Origin of the sequence: Nocardia sp. NPDC005366 (assembly GCF_040606855.1) — a bacterium.
GTDB lineage: Bacteria > Actinomycetota > Actinomycetes > Mycobacteriales > Mycobacteriaceae > Nocardia.
Genome location: NZ_JBEXFQ010000025.1, coordinates 1 through 16,399 on the forward strand (window position 1 = coordinate 1; position 16,399 = coordinate 16,399).

Genomic DNA, 16,399 nt, shown 5'->3' on the forward strand with positions numbered 1-16,399 from the left:
CCGCCGTCGCGGCGGCCTGGTCGGCCAAGGTCATCGTCACTGCTCGATCGTTCCTGTCTCGCCCTGGTCTACCTCAAAGGAGTACAGCGTCCCCCTGTCTCATCCCAGACTGACAGACAGGGCTCGGCCGGAGGACTCTTCCGGCCGAGCGCTTTGCGTCGCGAAACGCGCGATGAGTCAGCGCTCGAGCACGGTTTTGACCTGCAAGAACTCTTCGATTCCCTGACGGCCCCCCTCGCGGCCGAACCCGCTGATTCCGTTGCCACCGAACGGTGCGGCTGGATGCAGGGGGTTGGCTCCGTTGATCGCGATGGTGCCGCTCCGCAGCTGAGGGATCAGGCGTCGAACACGCCGCCGGTCGGCCGTCTGAATGTAGTTCGTCAGGCCGTAGGCGGTGTTGTTGGCGATCTCGACGGCTTCTTCTTCAGTAGTGAATGGGATGACGGAGAGCACTGGACCGAAGACCTCGGTCTGCGCCAGCGCACTTCCGGGGTCGACGTCTACGAAGACGGTGTTCTCCACGAAGTATCCGTTTTTGAATTCACCGCCCATGCGGTTGCCTCCGACGAGCAGGCGGCCGGCCTTGTTCCGCTCTGCATCGTCGATCATGCCCGTTACGCGGTTGAGCGCGGCCTCGTTGACCAGAGGTCCGCTGATATGACCGGAAACGAGCGGATCACCGACGGTTAGGGCGGGCATGATCTGTTCGATGGCCGCAACTACATCGTCATAGATCTTCCGGTCGACCAGCATTCGCGTCGGTAGCGCGCACCCCTGGCCGGAGTTGGCCAGGGCAAGGCCACATGCGAAGGGCACTGTAGCCGACAGGTCTGCATCTGCGAAGATCAGATTGGCCCCCTTTCCGCCCAGCTCGAACACAAGCGGCGTGAGGTCCTCGGCGGCATCTCGCATGATCGCCTTCGCCGTCGGCGGACCGCCGGTGAAAGAGATTTTGTCGATACCCGGATGTTTGACCATGGCCTCACCGACCTCGGCGCCACCTGGGATCAGGTTGATGACCCCCTTGGGGATACCGGCCTGCTGTGCCAGACGTATCCACTCGAGTGCGGTGAATGACGTGAACTCGGCGGGCTTGACGACAACGGTATTGCCGGCTGCCAGCGACGGCGCGAGTTTCATGCCGAGCGACAGCAACGGTGAGTTCCACGTGATTATGTGGCCGATCACGCCATACGGCTCGGCGACCGTGTAGACGAATCCATCAATGTCGTTGTCGGCAGCCACGGTTCCCTCAAGGCGATCTGCCCAACCGGTGTAGTACTCGAGCCAGGCTGCGCTGAAATCGGCCATCGCGGCCGCTTGATCCCACGGTTGCGCGTTCTCCAACACCGACATCTCGGTCCAGGGATGCTCTTTCACCAAGCGGGTGAACTCGGTCATGATCTGTCGCCGTTGCGTCGGATGCATTGCGCGCCAAGGACCGAGCGCGGAACGGGCGGCCGCGACCGCTTCGTCGACCTCCTTCGTCCCGGCAAGGGGGACTTGAGCCTGCACCCGCCCTGTCGCCGCGTTCACATGATCGAACACGCCCCCGCTGCCGGATTCGCGTTCTTCGCCATTGATGAGGAGCTTGGCTCGGGGCAGGAAGTCCTTGGCAGCGGCCTCGTGCCGCGCAAGCATGCTCATTGTCTGATCTGTCATCGTATTTCTCTTGTCTCCGCTTGAACTAGTGATCGAAGTGAAACTGGCCAACCCTCGCCAGCAGTGCCGGGTCCCGTGGGCGCTGGAAGACCTCCGAAGCGGTGTTGTCAGCCCAGTCTCTCACAGAGTGTCCTAAAACACTCCGAGTTGATCGAATGCTTCTAGGATTCATGGCCGGCCAGGCGGTTGTGGGCAGTGCTCCCGGCAACGTTCGGGCTCGACTGGCTGTCTGTCTACCCCGAGGCCCTTGGTGTGTCGTAGCAGACGCTCTCGGCTTGAGTTTCGACGGCTTCTCACCTGCCTTCTTGGGTCCTGCTGCCCGGAATCTGGTCTTCTCGACGCCGCTGCGGCGCGGGGTGGAGCAGCATCGGATCGACGGGCGGGCATGTCGAGTGTGTATGTGTTGTCCAGCGACCAATGCGCGGCGGATCAAGAGGTGCGCGCCCAGCGTCGACGAAGACATTGAGAGTACTCAATGCTGGACATGTGAGATGGTGATCTGGTTCACTGTAGTCACGATCGCCCACACGGCGGTGGCCGCCCGGTGTTGAAAATTTGACGAATGGAGCAGACAGTGCGCTTCGATAAGAAGGTAATCTTCGTGACCGGCGGTGGTTCCGGTCTCGGTCGCGAATGCGCACTGCGGTGGAGCGGTGCCGGTGGCACTGTAGTGGTCACGGATCTGATCCGCGGGCGGGCCGAGGCCGTCGCCGAGGAGATCATGGCCGCCGGTGGCAAGTCTCTCGGGTTGAAGGTCGACGTCACCGACGAAGGCGAGATCGCGTCAGCCGTCGATCGTACAGTCGAGGAATTCGGCGGCCTGGACGTCATGTTCGCCAACGCGGGCAAGACCGTTGAAGGGTTCGGCACGATTCCTCTCGAGGAACTGTCTGCCGAGCAGTGGGATGATGTGAACAACGTCGTCTACCGTGGTGTGTTCTTCAGCGGTAAGCACGCGGCCCGGGTGATGAAAAGGACCGGCGGCAACATCGTTGTCACGGCCTCCGCCGCGGCCCTCAACGCCTACCCGGGTTTCGGGCCATACGTGGCTGGGAAGGCCGGCGCTGTCGGCCTCGTGCGCGCCATGGCATACGACTGGGGTCATTACGGCATCCGGGTCAATGCATTGGCCCCGGTGCACGGGATGTCCGTCAACTTCGCTCTTGATCCGGCAGCCGATGTGCTCGGGCTTTCGTACGAGCAGGCTGCGGCAGCGGAAAGCGGAGTCTGGGACCCTGCCGGGTTCCCGGGTCCGCTGAAAGTGAACCGGCCGCCGGAGATCGGAGACAACGCGAACGTTGCGACGTTCCTGGCTTCCGATCTCTCCCAGTACATGTCGGGTGTGGTCATTCCGTCGTGTGATGGTGGCTCCTTCGCCCGGACCTCCATTCAATTCCCGGAGAATTGGTCGCTCACGGACGAGGCCTAATACTTCGTTCCTCAAAGGTGGTAAATAAAGCGGCGGCGTAGGGTTCGGGGTTTCGGTGTCGGGCGTCCCCAGATCCAGGGGCGTGCGCGGGGGTTGAGGGCGGCGGCGGCCTGGCGGGTGGCTCGGGCGATCTCGGTGGCGTCGGCGAAGGTCTGGCCGGCGAGGGCTTCGCGGCGGAAGATCCGCCACCAGGGTTCTTGCAGGTTGAGCCAGCACACTCCGACGGGGATGAACGCGTGTTTGATCCGGGATGGTCCTCGAGCCATTCGCGGGTGGATTTGCTGTTGTGGCTCGACAGGTTGTCGGTGATCACGTGGATGTCACCGACCGGGTTGGCTTGTTCGACCAGTTCCAGAAACCGCTGGTAGTTGACGCTGTTGCGCGAGTTCGCGGTGAGCGTGACGGCCTGGCCGTCGCGGACACGGATCGTGAACCGCCCCCACTTTCTGGCCGGCTTCATGGTTGAGTCATCACCGGCTGGGATGGCTGTCGTCGAGCGTAGTAGGCGGTCTCGTACTCGGCGGGTGGGACCTGCCCGAGCAGGCTGTGTAGCCGCTGGTTGTTGTACCAGTCGATCCAATCCATCGCGGCGAATTCGACATCGGCCAACGACTTCAACGGACCGGTGAGGAACGGACTGTCCCGGGCTACCGCCTCGGTTTTGAACAGTCCGATCGTGGACTCGGCGAGCGCGTTGTCATACGCGTCACCGATACTGCCGATCGACGCCGCGATTCCTTCCAGCACAAGGGTTTCCGAGAACTTTATGGACGTATATTGCTCAGCCCGCGTCGCTGTGATGTATCAACCCTTCCTCGATGGTGTGGCCCGCGTGGTCTCGTCGCCACAACGCCATCTTCAGCGCGGTCGTGACCATCGCGGTGTCCTTGATCGTGGCCGCCTGCCAGCCCACGATCATGCGGGAGAAACAGTCGATCACGAACGCCACATACACGAACCCCGACCAAGTCGGCACATACGTAAAATCGGTGACCCACTTACGATTCGGCTCGACCGCGGTGAAATCACGGTCGAGCAGATCCGGGGCACGACGATGCCCGCCGCCCTTGCCCGCGATCGTGGTGCGATGTTTCCCGCCGCGGACCACCCCCGACAAGCCCTGCTCGCCCATGAGTCGGTCGACGGTGCCGATCCCCACCTCATGGCCTCGGCGGCGCAGATACGGGGTCACACCTCTGTTTACCAGCGATTTGCCACCATGCGCCTTGGCGAGCGGATCGCGCCGGGGCCTCCTGCGTGAAAGGAAACAGACCATGCGTTACGCAGATTCGGATCATCGACACATCCGCGCGGGCGGTGTTCAATACGATTTGCCAGAGGTTTCATCGCAGGCACCCCCGCGCCGTCGTGACGACGCGGTGGTGGCCCGATCGGGAGATCCGCGGATGGATATCGACATCACCTGCCCGACTTGTGGGCGGCTGGACTGGGTGCAGAGTGTGCCCGCGTTGTGCACGGACGGGACCGCGGTCTCCTTCGGCAGCGGATCGTATTCGGGGTTCGGTATGTCGGGTGGCGGGCTGGTGCCGGTGTTCGGCACCATGACCGTCGATCGCACCCATACCACCACGCTGGCGCAGAGTTTCGCTCGCGAGCCCGCCTGGAAGCCGACGCGGCGGCTGACCCGTTGGGGTTGCCTGTTGCTGATTCCCGCGTTCTTCATGGCACTAATCCTGACCCTCGGTGTCATCTACACCGAAGAACCTGGAGCAGCCCAGGTTCAGACAGCGGTGGGCTCGGTGTTCTTGGTCGGCTTCACCGCCGCCCCGGGCCTGTTGTGCCTGGCTGTTGTGTGGGCACGGCGGCGTCACAACAACCGGGTTCTGCGCGGGCGCCCGGCTGCGCACGGGCTGTGGCGGGCCGGGTTCTATTGCCATCGGTGCGGTTGGGCGTTCTGGCCGTATTCGCCGGTGGCGGGTATTCCGGTGCGACAGTCGTTGGCGCCGCAGCAGTTTCGCTGGTACGTGTGGCAGGTCGGCCGCTACTTCGGCCCCTGATCAATCATGCTATGGCGAACATCGCCTCCGGTCGACACTCACTTCGTTCGCCCCCAGCAGTCGCCGTCCTCGGGTCACGCGTGATCTTAGGGGCCGTGCCGACCCGGGGGTCATTTCGATTGGTCGGTCGGTGCCGAGTCGCCGGTTGTGGTCGGTGCGCGAGCGCTGTCTGTATCGGTCTGTGGTTCCTCGGTCTGCACGGCCTGGTCGTGGGTGGTATCGGTCTGTTCCACATCTTCGGCGGAGTCGGGTGGCTGGTTGGGCTGTGTTCGGGCGAGGGTGATGAGTTGGCGAAGGTGTTTCGGGGTGATCTCGAGCAGGTCTGCGACGTCGTCGTCGGTGTGGCCGGGCTGGTCACGAATGATCGCCGCCGCGTGTCCCTGGTCGGCGCGCAACCCCGCGATCTGGGCGGCGGCTTCGTCTTCGACGACGCTGATTCGGCGTCGTAGTTCGGTGATCTCGACGTCGCGTTTGGCCTCACACGCGGTGATCGCCTGCCAATCGGCAAGATAGCGGCGCACCGCCGCGGACACGTCGCGGTCACGTTCACGGGCGAGTTCCCGGCGGCGGCGCACACGCTCACGTGAACGCTGCACCCGCTGCGTCATTTCCGGTGATCGCGCCGTGCGCGGTGAGCGCGGTGGTCGACGTGCAGCCATATGCTGACCTCCAACAAATCCGGCCAGCCTGCTGATCCTCCACCAGCGATGCTACTCCCCGCCCTCCGCCGTGATCACCCGTCCTGCCTTCGCGTCAGACAGACGGCCGCTACCACGTCGGCGCCCCTGTTCGATGTCGTCACCACCGACAGGCATCGACGGCGCCCGGCGGTGCTTGCTCGCCTTGTGGCGTCTTGAGCGGACCCGGTTCCAGCGCACCGCCCGTCGACATCTTGTTCCGCTCACCGAGAAGGAGTTTCGTCATGTCCACGCCCACCTCACCCTGGTCTGCGCGCCGGTTGATCGCCTCGGTACCCGGCATCATCGGGTTCCTCCCGCGACGATCGCTGATCCTGGTCCTCATCCCGGCCACGACGAACCGGCGGCGCTGCCCCACTTCGACCTCACCGACAGTCCCACCTCGATCACCGACCGCCTCGCTCCCCTGCTCACGGCGATAGGCCCGACGATCGGTTACGCGCTCGTCGTCGACGACCGACTACACCCTGCGCACCTCGACGCGAGCCCGACCACGACCGGCGGAATCCGCCATCACCGTCTCGTCGAGCATGTGGTGGGCGTGCTGGCCGATAGTTCTGTCCGCTTGCAGGGGAACTTCGCGACCACTGCGATCGTGGCGGGCGGGCCGTGGTGGTCGCTGTCGGGCCCCGCCGATTCCAGGACCCTGCCCGACCCCGCTCACTCCCCCTTCGCACGCGAGCACGCGGCGCTCGGGGTACCGGTGCTGGAGTCCAAGACCGCGCTGGCCGACTCGCTGGCCACCGATCCCGCACTCGCCGAACAGGTCTCGGCGGCACTGACCGACGCACTCGCCGACATACACGACCGCCGCGCGGCGCGCACCCACGCCCAGGCGATCTCGGGTCAGGACCGTCGCGCCCTCGACGGTCCTATATGCGATCGCTGATCACGCCGCCGGCGAGGAGTTCACCGCGCCGCGGCTCGCACGACTAGGGGCCGCGCTCGGTATTCCGGCGAGTTCGCGATGCCTGCCCGCGACCGCCGCCGGCGAGCGCGCCGTCGCGGCCGAGGGCTTGTGGGTGTTGTTGACCCGCAGCCTGACCGGCACCCACCGCGCCCATCCGGCGGTCCTGCTCGCCCACAGTGCGCACCTGCGCGGTGACGGCGTGCCTGCTCGACGCGGTCGCCGGCCACCATGGTTGGTCGGGGGTGAGCGCGCGCGTTGCCCAGCTCGCCGCGCCCGAACACCCAACACGCACCCGCCGCAATCGACCAGCTCCGACACCGGGTACTCGTGCCTTCTTGAACCTCACCTCGCCCCGGCGGGCGACATCGACTGAGAAAGGCGATCCGTTCCGTGCCCCCCATTTCCAGCCTCGCCGAACCGCACGGCACCCGCAGCCGCCACTCGGGCCTTTTCGCGTGGTGCGGTGGATTTCTCACTCGCGGCAGGCCCGGACCTGCTCGACTACGACCACTGTCTTCTGTCACTCAGCGGCGTTCTGTAGCCAGTGAGTGTTGTTGCTGAGGGGTGTTGTTACCCTGCGTGATTGAGGTGAACTGGGTGCTCGAAGAGCGTTGGCAGATGTACAGGTACGCCCGGAGTCGCACGGCCGATGGTGTGGCCGAGTTGCTCGGGAATGTGTTGCAGCGGCAGCATTTCGGCGATCCACCCGAGGCGGGTGGGCGGGATGGGCAGCGGTTCGTTATCGGTCCCGATGGCCTGCCTGATCTTCGCGTCAATTGGTGTCTGGGGTCGGCGAAGTGGCGCAGGATGGCGCGGACCACGCGGCGCGACTACTCGTACTCGCTGCTGGTGTGGTTGAACTATCTGGCCGCGATCGACGCGAACTGGTGGGACGTCGATGACGAGGTTGCGACGGAGTTCCTGTTCTGGCGGGTCACCGATCCCGCGAACGAGAGACCGGTGCAGACAGGGAGTTTCGCGCGGGATTTGGTCGGCTGAGGAAGTTCTACAAGCTGGCCGTGCGCCGATTCGGTGTCGTTGACCCGTTCGCCGATATGGAGTCGCCGCGGATCGTCAGGCACGCGGATGTGAAGTGGCTGGACCCGGGTGGATACGAGCGGTGGCGTGATGTCGGGATCAGGGGCTTCGATCTGACGGTTCGCCCGGATCCGTGGTGGAGAGGGCGTAACGAGCAGCGGGATCGCGCGTTCGTCGACGGCTTGTACGGGAGTGGTCTGCGTGTGTCGGAGTGGGCGAGTGTGGCGCTGCCGGAGTTGCCGGCCTACGAGCGGCGACGAGGTTTCTTCACCTGCGAACTCGCAGACGGATGCGCGAAAGGTGGTTACGGGCACAAGTATTGGATCCCTCGCACGGCTTTGCGGACGGTGTTCGACTATGTCGAGGGAGCCAGAGCGGCGGCGGTCCGTCGTGCCCGAACCGCTGGCCGCTATGGACGACTCGAGAACTTGAACATCGTGGTGGAGGTGCACGGCACCCGGTCGGTGACGATCCTGTCCGGCGGCCGATCACGGCGTGAACTGTGGAATGACGTGGGGCCGGATACGCGGCTTCGTCTGTTTCGCCGGACTGCGCAGGGCTTGGAACCGGTGGCTTTGTGGTTGAACGAGAACGGATTGCCGCGTGATCCGGGCGGCTGGGAGCACACATTCGATACCGCCAATCAGCGCATCGAGTCGCTGGGCCTGGAGAACTTCAGCTGCACCGCTCATATGCTGCGACATTCGTTTGCGCTGAGGTGGTTCGCTGTAGGCAAGCTGATCAAGTATTCGCGGCTGAGTCACCTGTCCGCGGACGAACAGCGCGACTTCCGTGAGGAGATCGGCGACGTCTGGCATCTGGTCCAGACGATGCTGGGGCACCGCACCGTGGAGACAACCCGGGACGTCTATCTCGAACCGTTTCGAAGCCTGGAAGTCGAGACGTTGTTGACCCACGCCGACGACTCTCTGGTCAAGGCGTTCATGGCCGACGTCTTCGCCGACAACCCGTGGGTTCGCACCGACCCGCTCGCGCTCACCCGGCGAGCCGCGGACGTCGCGCCGCCCTTCCATCGTCGACTGCCCGGACTCGTCATGGACTCGTGATGTCCGAGGACGGGCGTCGGATCGTGCGGTGCTACAGCCAGGACGGTAAGGACCGCAGAGACCTCGACGTGTCGATACTGAAGACGCCGGAAGCCTTGCGGGAGGCAATGATCGCGGCGCTGGTCGCGCGCACCGCACCGGGCGCTGGACTGACGTCCACGCATTCCTTCGAGGGCGTCTATCGAATTCTGGTGTCCTTCGATCGCTACCTCTCCCAGCTTGCCGTGGTCCCACAGAGCTTGGCCGAGGTCGGCGCCGAGCATTTCGACGGATTCCACGACGACCGCGAAGCCGCAGGGTTCAAGTCGATTCGGTGGCAGCTGGCCGAGCTACGTCGGCTTCTGGTGCGCGCGAACGGCATCAGTGCCCCGCTGGCGGCTCGGCTGGCTAAGCCCCTTCCGCCCCTGCCCCCGACAAACCCTTCGCACAGCTACACCAGGACCGAACTGAAACGGATCGCCGAAGCGGCGAGAGCCACGTTGCGCTCGGCCGAGCGACGCATCCGCGCCCACAGGGAGTTGCTGGACCAGTTCCGGGCCGGAGACCTCGACGTCAGCACGGACCTCGACCTGCGACGCCGCCTCGAAATCCTCGACCACCTGGACCGTGTCGGCGACGTCCCGCGCCGGGACCGCAACTGCGGGAAAGGCGTCTACAACGCTCCCGAGGTCTGGGTGATGCTGCGCGGCAGGATCAAAGACATCGTCGGCTGGCTCTACCTGACGCCACAGGAGATCGCGGCGGCCGCGGTGCTGTTCGCTGTCATGACAGGGCAGAACCCGGACGTGATCCGAACGATGCCCGCGGCACATCACCGCGCCGACGGCGCAACCGGGGCGGCGGGCACGGCGATCGTGGGTCTGCGCAAACCGCGCGGCGGTCGGCGCGCCTACATGGATCTGGCGTTGTCGGAGGTCCCGGACTGGATAAGCGTTCCCGACCAGCCGGCCGAGCTGTCGACCCGCGACACCCTGCATACGCCGTTCGGCCTCTACGTGTTGGTCCACGATCTGACCGCACCCGCGCGGCGGTTCGCGGGCGGTGACCGGTTGCTGGTCGCGTATATGTCTGCCGGCGGTGGACGCAGCCTCAAAGGTCGTGGCTGGCGGGCGATGCCGCTCAACGGGACGTTGGTCAGCGATCTCGGCAGAACCTGGAATCTGGCGTCGGAGGAGATGGACGCGGAGGGTCGAGCGCTGCCGATGCGTCCGCTGCGGTTGGAAACGCTGCGGATGACCTATATCGAGCTGCACCAGTAGCCGGTCGCCCATACCGAAAGGACCGCGGCGACTCGCTATCTGGTCCGCAACCGCGGCAACATCAACGAATACCGCAAGGTCGTCGCCGACACGCTGACCAGCGAAGTGGCCAAGGCACGAGCCCGCTCGAGGATCGCCGCTATGACCAGCGAGCAAGTCACCCACGCCAGGGACAACCCCGAGCGGACCGCCGAAGAGATGCGGCTCGAGCCTGTCGTGCTCGGACGGATGCTCGCCGGCGAACTGGATACGGTGCTGGCCGCGTGCACCGACAACGACAACGGCCCCTACACCCCGCAGGGACCGTGTCGGGCGTCGTTCCTGCTCTGCTTGGACTGCGACAACGCCAGAGCGCTGCCGCGGCATCTTCCACTTCAGGTGATCGTCCATGACCGGCTCACGCAACGACGCGAGCAGATGAACGCGCTGCACTGGGCGCAGCGTTTCGCCGCGCCACACGCCCAGCTGGCCGATCTGTTGGAACAACACGACCGCGCCGCCGTCGAGGACGCCCGCACCAGCGCGGGACCGGCCGAGCACGCTCTCGCGGACCGCCTGCTGAACAGAGAGCTCGATATCCGATGACCTCTGCCGAACCCCTCGCTTCCGGTGAATCGACCGGGCTCGCCCACGGACTGCCCGACGGCACGATATGGCCTGACGCGCACACGCTCGTGCTGGCGAATCGGCAGATCAGACCCGACGTCGACCCGGCGCGGCTGTCCCGTTTCGCCGAGGATCGTTGGGACCTCAATCCCGCGATCTTCGAGGACCACGCACGCTCGCAGTCCCTCAACTTCGAGGTTGTCGCCGAACCACTGCGCCAGGCCGCCAAGCACTACATCTGGCAGTTGATCAACCATTCCCGAGCCCGCACCCTGCGCCAGTCAGGCAGTCGGATCGCGATCCATACGATCGAGATCCTGTTCTACGGGGCGTTGCAGCATGTCCTGAACTGGTTCGCCGATCAGGCAGTCACCCAGTTCTGCCAGGTCACCGACGAGATGCTGTGGGACTACCTCGATGCACTCGACACCGACCGCGTCGCGGTCGATCAACGCTACCGGCGCATCACCGAGGTCCGGCGGCTCTGGATGCACCGGGAGATCCTGCCGCCCGCGCTGCGACTCCAACAGGCACCGCCCTGGGATGGCGAGGACACCCAGAACCTGCTCGAACAACGCCGCAAGGACAGGGAGAACCGCACCAAACGAATCAGCCGGCACACGATGCAGGCTCTGCTGGGCTGGGCGGTGCGGTTCGTCGAGGACTTCAGCGACGACATCGTCGCCGCGTGGGACGAGCACCGCAGACTGTTGAACCTGCGCCCGGAACACGTGCGCGCCAAGCCTTCCCGACGCCCGCGCGGCGGGCTCCAAGAGGCGGTCACGGACTACCTCGACCGGCTCCGAGAACGCGGTGAGCCCCTGCCTGGGAAACGCCGCGACGACGGAACCCTGGAACCGGCCTGGCGCCACATCGCAGCCCAACTACACTGCGCGCCGTCGTCCAGCTCACCCCCTCCGGCCGCATGGTCACCGAATCCGGGTTGCCCATCGGCGAACACATCTGCATCGACACCGCGATCACAGCCGACCTCGACGGGAACCCGTGGCATCCCCGGATCACCATCGAGCAGATCCCCCAGTTGGCACGGCTCCTGCAAACCGCCTGTTTCGTGGTCGTGGCCTACCTGTCCGATGCCCGGGTCGGAGAGGTTCTCAACCTGCGGCGGGGCAGTGTCACCTTCGACCATGTCGCGGGGCTGTGGTTGATGGAGGGGCTCTATTTCAAAGGCGCCGAGGACGAAGACGGGAACAAGATCCCGCAGGGTGCGGTACGCGAAGAACCCTGGGTGGTCATCGAACTCGTCGCCCACGCCGCCGGCGTCCTGAAGCGACTGCACGAGAGCCATCTGCTGTTCCCGAATCGGCTCAGGCCGAGAAACATGGGCGAGGAGGTCAAACGGCGCGGTGAGGCACGCTCGGACAGGCTCATCGCCGCAGATCTCGCCGAGTTCATCGGCTGGGTCAACGAGTACTGCCGTGGCATGAACCGCACCGATCTCATCCCGGCCGACCCCGCCGGGCCGATCGCCGCCAGTCGTTTTCGCCGTACCCTGGCGTGGTTCATTCGACGCAGGCCCCGCGGGCTGATCGCCGCCTCGATCCAGTACGGGCACACCTACACCCGCATGCTGCAAGGCTACGCAGGTTCCTACGAGGCCGGGTTCCTCGATGACTACGCCTTCGAGGACTGCTGTTCCGTATGGAAGGCATCGCCGAGGACGAACAGCGCATCCTCGCCGGTGAACACGTCAGCGGGCCAGCCGCCGACGCCTACCGCTACCGCGTCAACGCCGCGGCCCGCGAGTTCGGGGGCCGCGTCCTGCACAGCGAACGACACGCCCGTGACCTGCTCGGCAACCCCCTCCTCCAGATCCATCACGGCGACGCGATCACCTGCGTTTTCGACCCGGCGACGGCGGCCTGCCAACTCCGAGGCGCGGTGGAGGATCCCATGGTCACCCCGATATCGACGACTGTCGACCTCGCTGCCGCAACATCGCCCGAACCGACCGCGACATCGCCCGCATCCAGCAAGCGGCCGACGAACTGGCCGTCCTCGTGAACGATCGGTTGGCCCGACCCATCCGCCACGCCCGCGAACGGCCACGAACTCGACCGACTCCTCACCATCATCGACAACCACCGATCCGGAGCCCCGCAGTGAGCGTCCTGTCCCTCGCCGGGGAAACCGATCCGGTTCGCCGTGACATCGTCGCCGCCATCAACCGACTGCTGGCCGGTACCCCGCGACGGTCTCGGGGGCGACTCAACATCTCCCAACTCGCCGTCGAGGCCGACGTCAAACGATGGCGGCTCACCCATCAGACACCGACCTCAACGACCGGTTCCAGGCCGAGGTCGCGCACGCCGAAACCAAGCAGGCGGCGATCATCCGATCCGCCGACGACTACGAAGACCTCAAACGCAAACACGCCGAACTCAATCGCCACTGCCGCGACCTGGAAAAACGGTTAGAGGTATACGCGGTTGCCCTCAACCGACTCGCGTTGGAGAACGCCGCCCTGGCCGACCGCGACGCCGACACCGCCAAAGTCAGAGCGCTGCCGCGAGGACGTCGACCGAATCCCTAACACCTCAGCCACTTCGGTGACAGTGTGCCTGCACCGGGCAAACGGTCACGGACCAGTCGGTGACCGGCGAACCGGCGGCATCGACGCGCCAGGATCGTGTCGGATTATCGCCGGTCCCGATCACCGGAGTTCGGTGGCGATCAGGACCGGCGTTTCACCGTGTACCGGCCGTGGCAGTGGTTCTGGCGGGCAGTTCGGCGAAGGTGTCGCTGACCCAGTCTGCGACGAAGGTGCTGACGTGGGGCAGGTGGTCCAGTCCGACGTGTTCCGCGCCGCCTTCGCGTGCGGTGAAGATCCGCAACTGCCGTTTCGGGCTGGCGGTGGCCTGTTCGTAGGAACGGTGGGCGTATTCGACGGGGATCTGGCGGTCGTTCTCACCGTGGGTGATCAGGAACGGGACAGTGATCTGCTCGACGACGCCGTCGAGGGTGACACCGTCGGCATGAGCGAGGAAGGTGTCCAGATCGGATTCGCCCCAGACCCACATCACGTGGTTCCAGTAGTGCGGGACCGGACGTTCGCCCTCGCGCTCGACGCGGCGGCGCTGCACCTTGCCCCAGTCGTGGTTGGCGCCCCAGGCCACGCACAGCGCGAGTCGCTTCTCGAATGCCGCCGCACGCGGTGCGAAGTAGCCGCCCAACGACCAGCCGACCACCCCGATACGCCCGGCGTCGATACCGTCGACGGTCTCGAGGTAGTTCACGCACGCGGTTGCCCATTGCTCGGTCTCGATCTGCGCGGTCAACCCCTGTAGCCGCAGTGCCTCGCCGCTGCCGGGGCAATCGACCATCAACGTGGCGATGCCCCGGCGGGCCAGCTCTTGCGGAAAGCCGGACAGGTACATGTGTTCCTTGGTGCTGTCCAGCCCATTCCACATGATCATGCACGGCACCGGCCCCTCCACGTCGGGGCGGGTGAAATAGGCGGGCAAGGTGGTGTCACGGAAGGGGACCGCGACCCGGTAGGTGTTCGGGTCGACGAGATCGAAGCTGTGCTGGACCAATTCCAGGACACGGCGATAGATGGCGTTGCGGTCGGGTGTCTGCGGGCTCTGCATCCGTTCGGCGTGGATCAGATAGTTCGCGGCGCGGGCGTAAGCGTGCCCTGCCGAGTCGGTGCGCCCGGCGGCGCGGTCTGCGTCGGCGGTGGTGACCAGGTCGTCGACGACGGCGGTCCACGATGCCAAGAATTCCTCGGTGCCGGCGTCCTCACCGCGGTTGGCGGCCTCGCGGATGGGTCGACACGCCCGGTCCACCTCATCGATGTAGCCGCCGCTGTTGAGCGCCGCGACCACGCCGAGGTTCCAGACATAGTTGCCGGGGAAGTATTCGAACATGGGAATCGTCCTTTGTGAGTCGAAATCTATTGGGAAGGAAGAACAGCCGACCAGCCGCCGTAGACCATGATGTTGGTTCCTGTGATGTATCCGGCCTCGTCGGAAGCGAGGAACACCGCGCAGTTGACAACGTCGGCCGGTGATCCCAGCCGTCCCAGCGGGATCGCCGAGGCGATCGTGCGCATCGGATGGTCGGCGGCCAAGAGGGTGGACTCCGATTGCGGCGTGCGGATCATGCCGGGGCTGATGCAGTTCGCGCGGATGTGGTGTCGTGCGCCTTCTGCCGCGATCTGGCGGGTCATGGCGATGACGGCCCCCTTCGACGCGGTATGCGCCAGCCGGGCGTTGGTGGTCGATCCGCGCACGCCCGCGGTGGATCCGACCAGGATGACCGACGCGTTACCCGAACCGACCAAGTGCGGCCAGGCGTGGCGCAGCGGGAGGAAGACCAGGTCCACCTCGTTGGCCATCACGAACCGCCAGTCCGCGGGGTGATGTCGGGTATCGGGGCGAAGGTGGCCAGGCCCGCGTTGGTGTAGAGGATATCGATGCGCCCGTGTTCGGCGCCGATCCCGTCGACCCATTCACGCACCGACCCGTCGTCGGTGAGATCGAGGGGGTGCGCGCTGCGCATCGTCTCACCGGTCGCCGCGACCAGTCCGCTGTGGCCTGGGCCGCGGCGGCGTCGCGGTCGCAGCCGTGGACGAGAGCGTCCTCGGCGGCGAATCGCAGCGCGGCTTCTCGACCTTGACCGCTTCCGGTGCCGGTGATCACCGCGACCTTCCCGGCCAGACGGCCGGTCGCCGCGGTGGTCATTTCACGGCGATCGGGTTGACCGGCGCGCCGACCGCCCCGGTGACGGGCAGGGGTGCGGCGGTGAGGAAGAACTCGTAGACGCCGTCGGCCGCGCAGTGCTCGCCCAATGCGTCCAAGTCCCACATCTCGCCGACGAACAGGCCCATATTCGGGATGACCACCTGATGCAGGGGTTGGAACGCGTTGTCGAACTCGTTGGGCCGCACCTCGAAACCCCAGGTGTCGGTGGCGATGGCGGCGATCTCGCTGCGATGCAGCCAGTCCGCGGTGGTGAACGACAGCCCGGGCGCGGCACCACCGGCGTAATCGCCCCATCCTTCGCGTCGCGCGCGGGCGAGTTGTCCGGTACGCACGCACACGACATCTCCCCGACCGACCGCAGCGGTCGAGCCTTGGGCGCGGATCGTCTGTTCGAGGTGGTCGGCGGTGATCGCGAATCCGTCTGGCAACTCGCCCTCCACGCCCACCGCTCGTCCGACGTCGAGCAGCACACCGCGTCCCACGATCAGATCGGCGACGGTCTCGATACCGGTCACCGCGTCACCGGCCGAGGTGACGACCTCCCCGGCGGGGCGCCCGTTCCAGGCGCGTCCGTGATCGAAGATGTGGCCGAGCCCATCCCATTGGGTGGAGCACTGTAGCGGCATCGCGACCACATCGTCGGCGCCGCCCAATCCGTGTGGAAATCCCTGGATTCCGGCTTGGGCGTCGGTACCGGTGTCGAGCATGGTGTGCACCGGATTGGTTCGCCGTCGCCACCCCTTCTGCGGGCCGTCCATCTCAAACCGCTGCGACAGGCTGAAACTACGGCCCTGACGAATCAGCGCGCCCGCACGCACCCGGACGGTGTCATCGAGGAAGTTCAATGTGCCGTAAACGTCGTCCTCGCCCCAACGGCCCCAGTTCGAGCACCGTCGCGCGGCCGCGGCGATCGCGGACTCCGGATCGGCCCGGTCCAGTTCGACCGCGTCGGTGTGGGTTTCGATATCGGTCACGTTGTTCCTCC

At 65.6% G+C, this 16,399-nt stretch carries 18 protein-coding genes and 1 pseudogene; 10 read left to right on the plus strand and 9 right to left on the minus strand.

Translation table 11 applies throughout. The features are described 5' to 3' along the window. Nucleotides 1-177: 177 nt before the first annotated feature. Nucleotides 178-1,662, minus strand: coding sequence for an aldehyde dehydrogenase family protein (locus ABZS43_RS25305; RefSeq protein ID WP_355038440.1), 1,485 nt, complete (start codon nt 1,660-1,662; stop codon nt 178-180). Between the two features lie 562 nt (nt 1,663-2,224). Between ABZS43_RS25305 and ABZS43_RS25310 the strand changes: the two genes are divergently transcribed. Next, nucleotides 2,225-3,091, plus strand: coding sequence for an SDR family NAD(P)-dependent oxidoreductase (locus ABZS43_RS25310; protein WP_355038441.1), 867 nt, complete (start codon nt 2,225-2,227; stop codon nt 3,089-3,091). Nucleotides 3,092-3,102: 11 nt separating this feature from the next. Here ABZS43_RS25310 and ABZS43_RS25315 read toward each other — a convergent pair whose 3' ends face one another. The 3 genes from ABZS43_RS25315 to ABZS43_RS25325 all read right to left on the minus strand — a co-directional run bounded on the left by ABZS43_RS25315 (nt 3,103) and on the right by ABZS43_RS25325 (nt 4,283). Continuing rightward, nucleotides 3,103-3,357, minus strand: coding sequence for a hypothetical protein (locus tag ABZS43_RS25315; RefSeq protein ID WP_355038442.1), 255 nt, complete (start codon nt 3,355-3,357; stop codon nt 3,103-3,105). Nucleotides 3,358-3,547: 190 nt separating this feature from the next. Next, complete coding sequence (locus ABZS43_RS25320; protein WP_355038443.1) at nt 3,548-3,838, minus strand: integrase core domain-containing protein; 291 nt, start codon at nt 3,836-3,838, stop codon at nt 3,548-3,550. A 34-nt stretch (nt 3,839-3,872) separates the two neighbouring features. Next, a complete protein-coding gene (locus tag ABZS43_RS25325; RefSeq protein ID WP_355038444.1) occupies nt 3,873-4,283 on the minus strand; it encodes a DDE-type integrase/transposase/recombinase in 411 nt (136 codons plus the stop codon). A 214-nt stretch (nt 4,284-4,497) separates the two neighbouring features. Between ABZS43_RS25325 and ABZS43_RS25330 the strand changes: the two genes are divergently transcribed. Beyond that, a complete protein-coding gene (locus ABZS43_RS25330) occupies nt 4,498-5,109 on the plus strand; it encodes a hypothetical protein (RefSeq protein ID WP_355038445.1) in 612 nt (203 codons plus the stop codon). Nucleotides 5,110-5,219: 110 nt separating this feature from the next. Here the strand turns inward: ABZS43_RS25330 and ABZS43_RS25335 are convergent, their stop codons facing one another. Then, nucleotides 5,220-5,717, minus strand: coding sequence for a hypothetical protein (locus ABZS43_RS25335; RefSeq protein WP_355038446.1), 498 nt, complete (start codon nt 5,715-5,717; stop codon nt 5,220-5,222). Between the two features lie 184 nt (nt 5,718-5,901). Here ABZS43_RS25335 and ABZS43_RS25340 point away from each other — a divergent pair. The 8 genes and pseudogenes from ABZS43_RS25340 (at nt 5,902) to ABZS43_RS25375 (ending at nt 13,241) form a co-directional block, all read left to right on the plus strand. After that, nucleotides 5,902-7,090 (plus strand): annotated as a pseudogene (locus ABZS43_RS25340) (DUF4192 domain-containing protein). A gap of 224 nt (nt 7,091-7,314) precedes the next feature. Further along, nucleotides 7,315-7,716: a hypothetical protein gene (locus tag ABZS43_RS25345; protein ID WP_355038447.1), complete on the plus strand. Its 402-nt coding sequence runs from the start codon at nt 7,315-7,317 to the stop codon at nt 7,714-7,716. A 20-nt stretch (nt 7,717-7,736) separates the two neighbouring features. Beyond that, entirely contained in the window at nt 7,737-8,822 is a 1,086-nt protein-coding gene (locus tag ABZS43_RS25350; protein ID WP_355038448.1) for a site-specific integrase, read from the plus strand. Further along, the gene (locus ABZS43_RS25355; RefSeq protein WP_355038449.1) at nt 8,822-10,081 is read left to right on the plus strand and encodes a hypothetical protein; all 1,260 of its coding nucleotides are present in this window, start codon (nt 8,822-8,824) and stop codon (nt 10,079-10,081) included. Before ABZS43_RS25350 ends, ABZS43_RS25355 begins: the two co-directional genes overlap by 1 nt. Before the next feature lie 141 nt (nt 10,082-10,222). Further along, entirely contained in the window at nt 10,223-10,666 is a 444-nt protein-coding gene (locus ABZS43_RS25360; protein ID WP_355038450.1) for a hypothetical protein, read from the plus strand. Next, nucleotides 10,663-11,856 carry a hypothetical protein gene (locus tag ABZS43_RS25365; protein ID WP_355038451.1) on the plus strand — a complete coding sequence of 398 codons (1,194 nt, stop codon included), beginning with the start codon at nt 10,663-10,665 and terminating at the stop codon, nt 11,854-11,856. Before ABZS43_RS25360 ends, ABZS43_RS25365 begins: the two co-directional genes overlap by 4 nt. A gap of 493 nt (nt 11,857-12,349) precedes the next feature. Beyond that, on the plus strand, nt 12,350-12,712 hold the full coding sequence (locus ABZS43_RS25370; protein WP_355038452.1) for a hypothetical protein: 363 nt from the start codon (nt 12,350-12,352) through the stop codon (nt 12,710-12,712). A 244-nt stretch (nt 12,713-12,956) separates the two neighbouring features. Beyond that, nucleotides 12,957-13,241: a hypothetical protein gene (locus ABZS43_RS25375; RefSeq protein WP_355038453.1), complete on the plus strand. Its 285-nt coding sequence runs from the start codon at nt 12,957-12,959 to the stop codon at nt 13,239-13,241. 154 nt (nt 13,242-13,395) lie between these two features. Here ABZS43_RS25375 and ABZS43_RS25380 read toward each other — a convergent pair whose 3' ends face one another. The 4 genes from ABZS43_RS25380 to ABZS43_RS25395 all read right to left on the minus strand — a co-directional run bounded on the left by ABZS43_RS25380 (nt 13,396) and on the right by ABZS43_RS25395 (nt 16,388). Then, nucleotides 13,396-14,577, minus strand: coding sequence for an alpha/beta fold hydrolase (locus tag ABZS43_RS25380; protein WP_355038454.1), 1,182 nt, complete (start codon nt 14,575-14,577; stop codon nt 13,396-13,398). Between the two features lie 26 nt (nt 14,578-14,603). Continuing rightward, nucleotides 14,604-15,047: an SDR family oxidoreductase gene (locus ABZS43_RS25385; protein WP_355038455.1), complete on the minus strand. Its 444-nt coding sequence runs from the start codon at nt 15,045-15,047 to the stop codon at nt 14,604-14,606. After that, nucleotides 15,047-15,211 carry an SDR family NAD(P)-dependent oxidoreductase gene (locus tag ABZS43_RS25390; RefSeq protein ID WP_355038456.1) on the minus strand — a complete coding sequence of 55 codons (165 nt, stop codon included), beginning with the start codon at nt 15,209-15,211 and terminating at the stop codon, nt 15,047-15,049. Before ABZS43_RS25390 ends, ABZS43_RS25385 begins: the two co-directional genes overlap by 1 nt. A 178-nt stretch (nt 15,212-15,389) precedes the next feature. After that, complete coding sequence (locus ABZS43_RS25395) at nt 15,390-16,388, minus strand: cyclase family protein (protein ID WP_355038457.1); 999 nt, start codon at nt 16,386-16,388, stop codon at nt 15,390-15,392. Nucleotides 16,389-16,399 lie beyond the last annotated feature (11 nt).

Bases quoted from the DNA above. Each gene is read 5' to 3' on its own strand.
- ABZS43_RS25335 (WP_355038446.1), bottom strand. From the start codon at position 5,717: ATGACGCAGCGGGTGCAGCGTTCACGTGAGCGTGTGCGCCGCCGCCGG.
- ABZS43_RS25380 (WP_355038454.1), bottom strand. From the start codon at position 14,577: ATGTTCGAATACTTCCCCGGCAACTATGTCTGGAACCTCGGCGTGGTC.
- ABZS43_RS25390 (WP_355038456.1), bottom strand. From the start codon at position 15,211: ATGCGCAGCGCGCACCCCCTCGATCTCACCGACGACGGGTCGGTGCGT.
- ABZS43_RS25365 (WP_355038451.1), top strand. From the start codon at position 10,663: ATGACCTCTGCCGAACCCCTCGCTTCCGGTGAATCGACCGGGCTCGCC.
- ABZS43_RS25315 (WP_355038442.1), bottom strand. From the start codon at position 3,357: ATGGCTCGAGGACCATCCCGGATCAAACACGCGTTCATCCCCGTCGGA.
- ABZS43_RS25305 (WP_355038440.1), bottom strand. From the start codon at position 1,662: ATGACAGATCAGACAATGAGCATGCTTGCGCGGCACGAGGCCGCTGCC.
- ABZS43_RS25330 (WP_355038445.1), top strand. From the start codon at position 4,498: ATGGATATCGACATCACCTGCCCGACTTGTGGGCGGCTGGACTGGGTG.
- ABZS43_RS25310 (WP_355038441.1), top strand. From the start codon at position 2,225: ATGGAGCAGACAGTGCGCTTCGATAAGAAGGTAATCTTCGTGACCGGC.
- ABZS43_RS25375 (WP_355038453.1), top strand. From the start codon at position 12,957: ATGGCGGCTCACCCATCAGACACCGACCTCAACGACCGGTTCCAGGCC.
- ABZS43_RS25355 (WP_355038449.1), top strand. From the start codon at position 8,822: ATGTCCGAGGACGGGCGTCGGATCGTGCGGTGCTACAGCCAGGACGGT.
- ABZS43_RS25385 (WP_355038455.1), bottom strand. From the start codon at position 15,047: ATGGCCAACGAGGTGGACCTGGTCTTCCTCCCGCTGCGCCACGCCTGG.
- ABZS43_RS25370 (WP_355038452.1), top strand. From the start codon at position 12,350: ATGGAAGGCATCGCCGAGGACGAACAGCGCATCCTCGCCGGTGAACAC.
- ABZS43_RS25360 (WP_355038450.1), top strand. From the start codon at position 10,223: ATGACCAGCGAGCAAGTCACCCACGCCAGGGACAACCCCGAGCGGACC.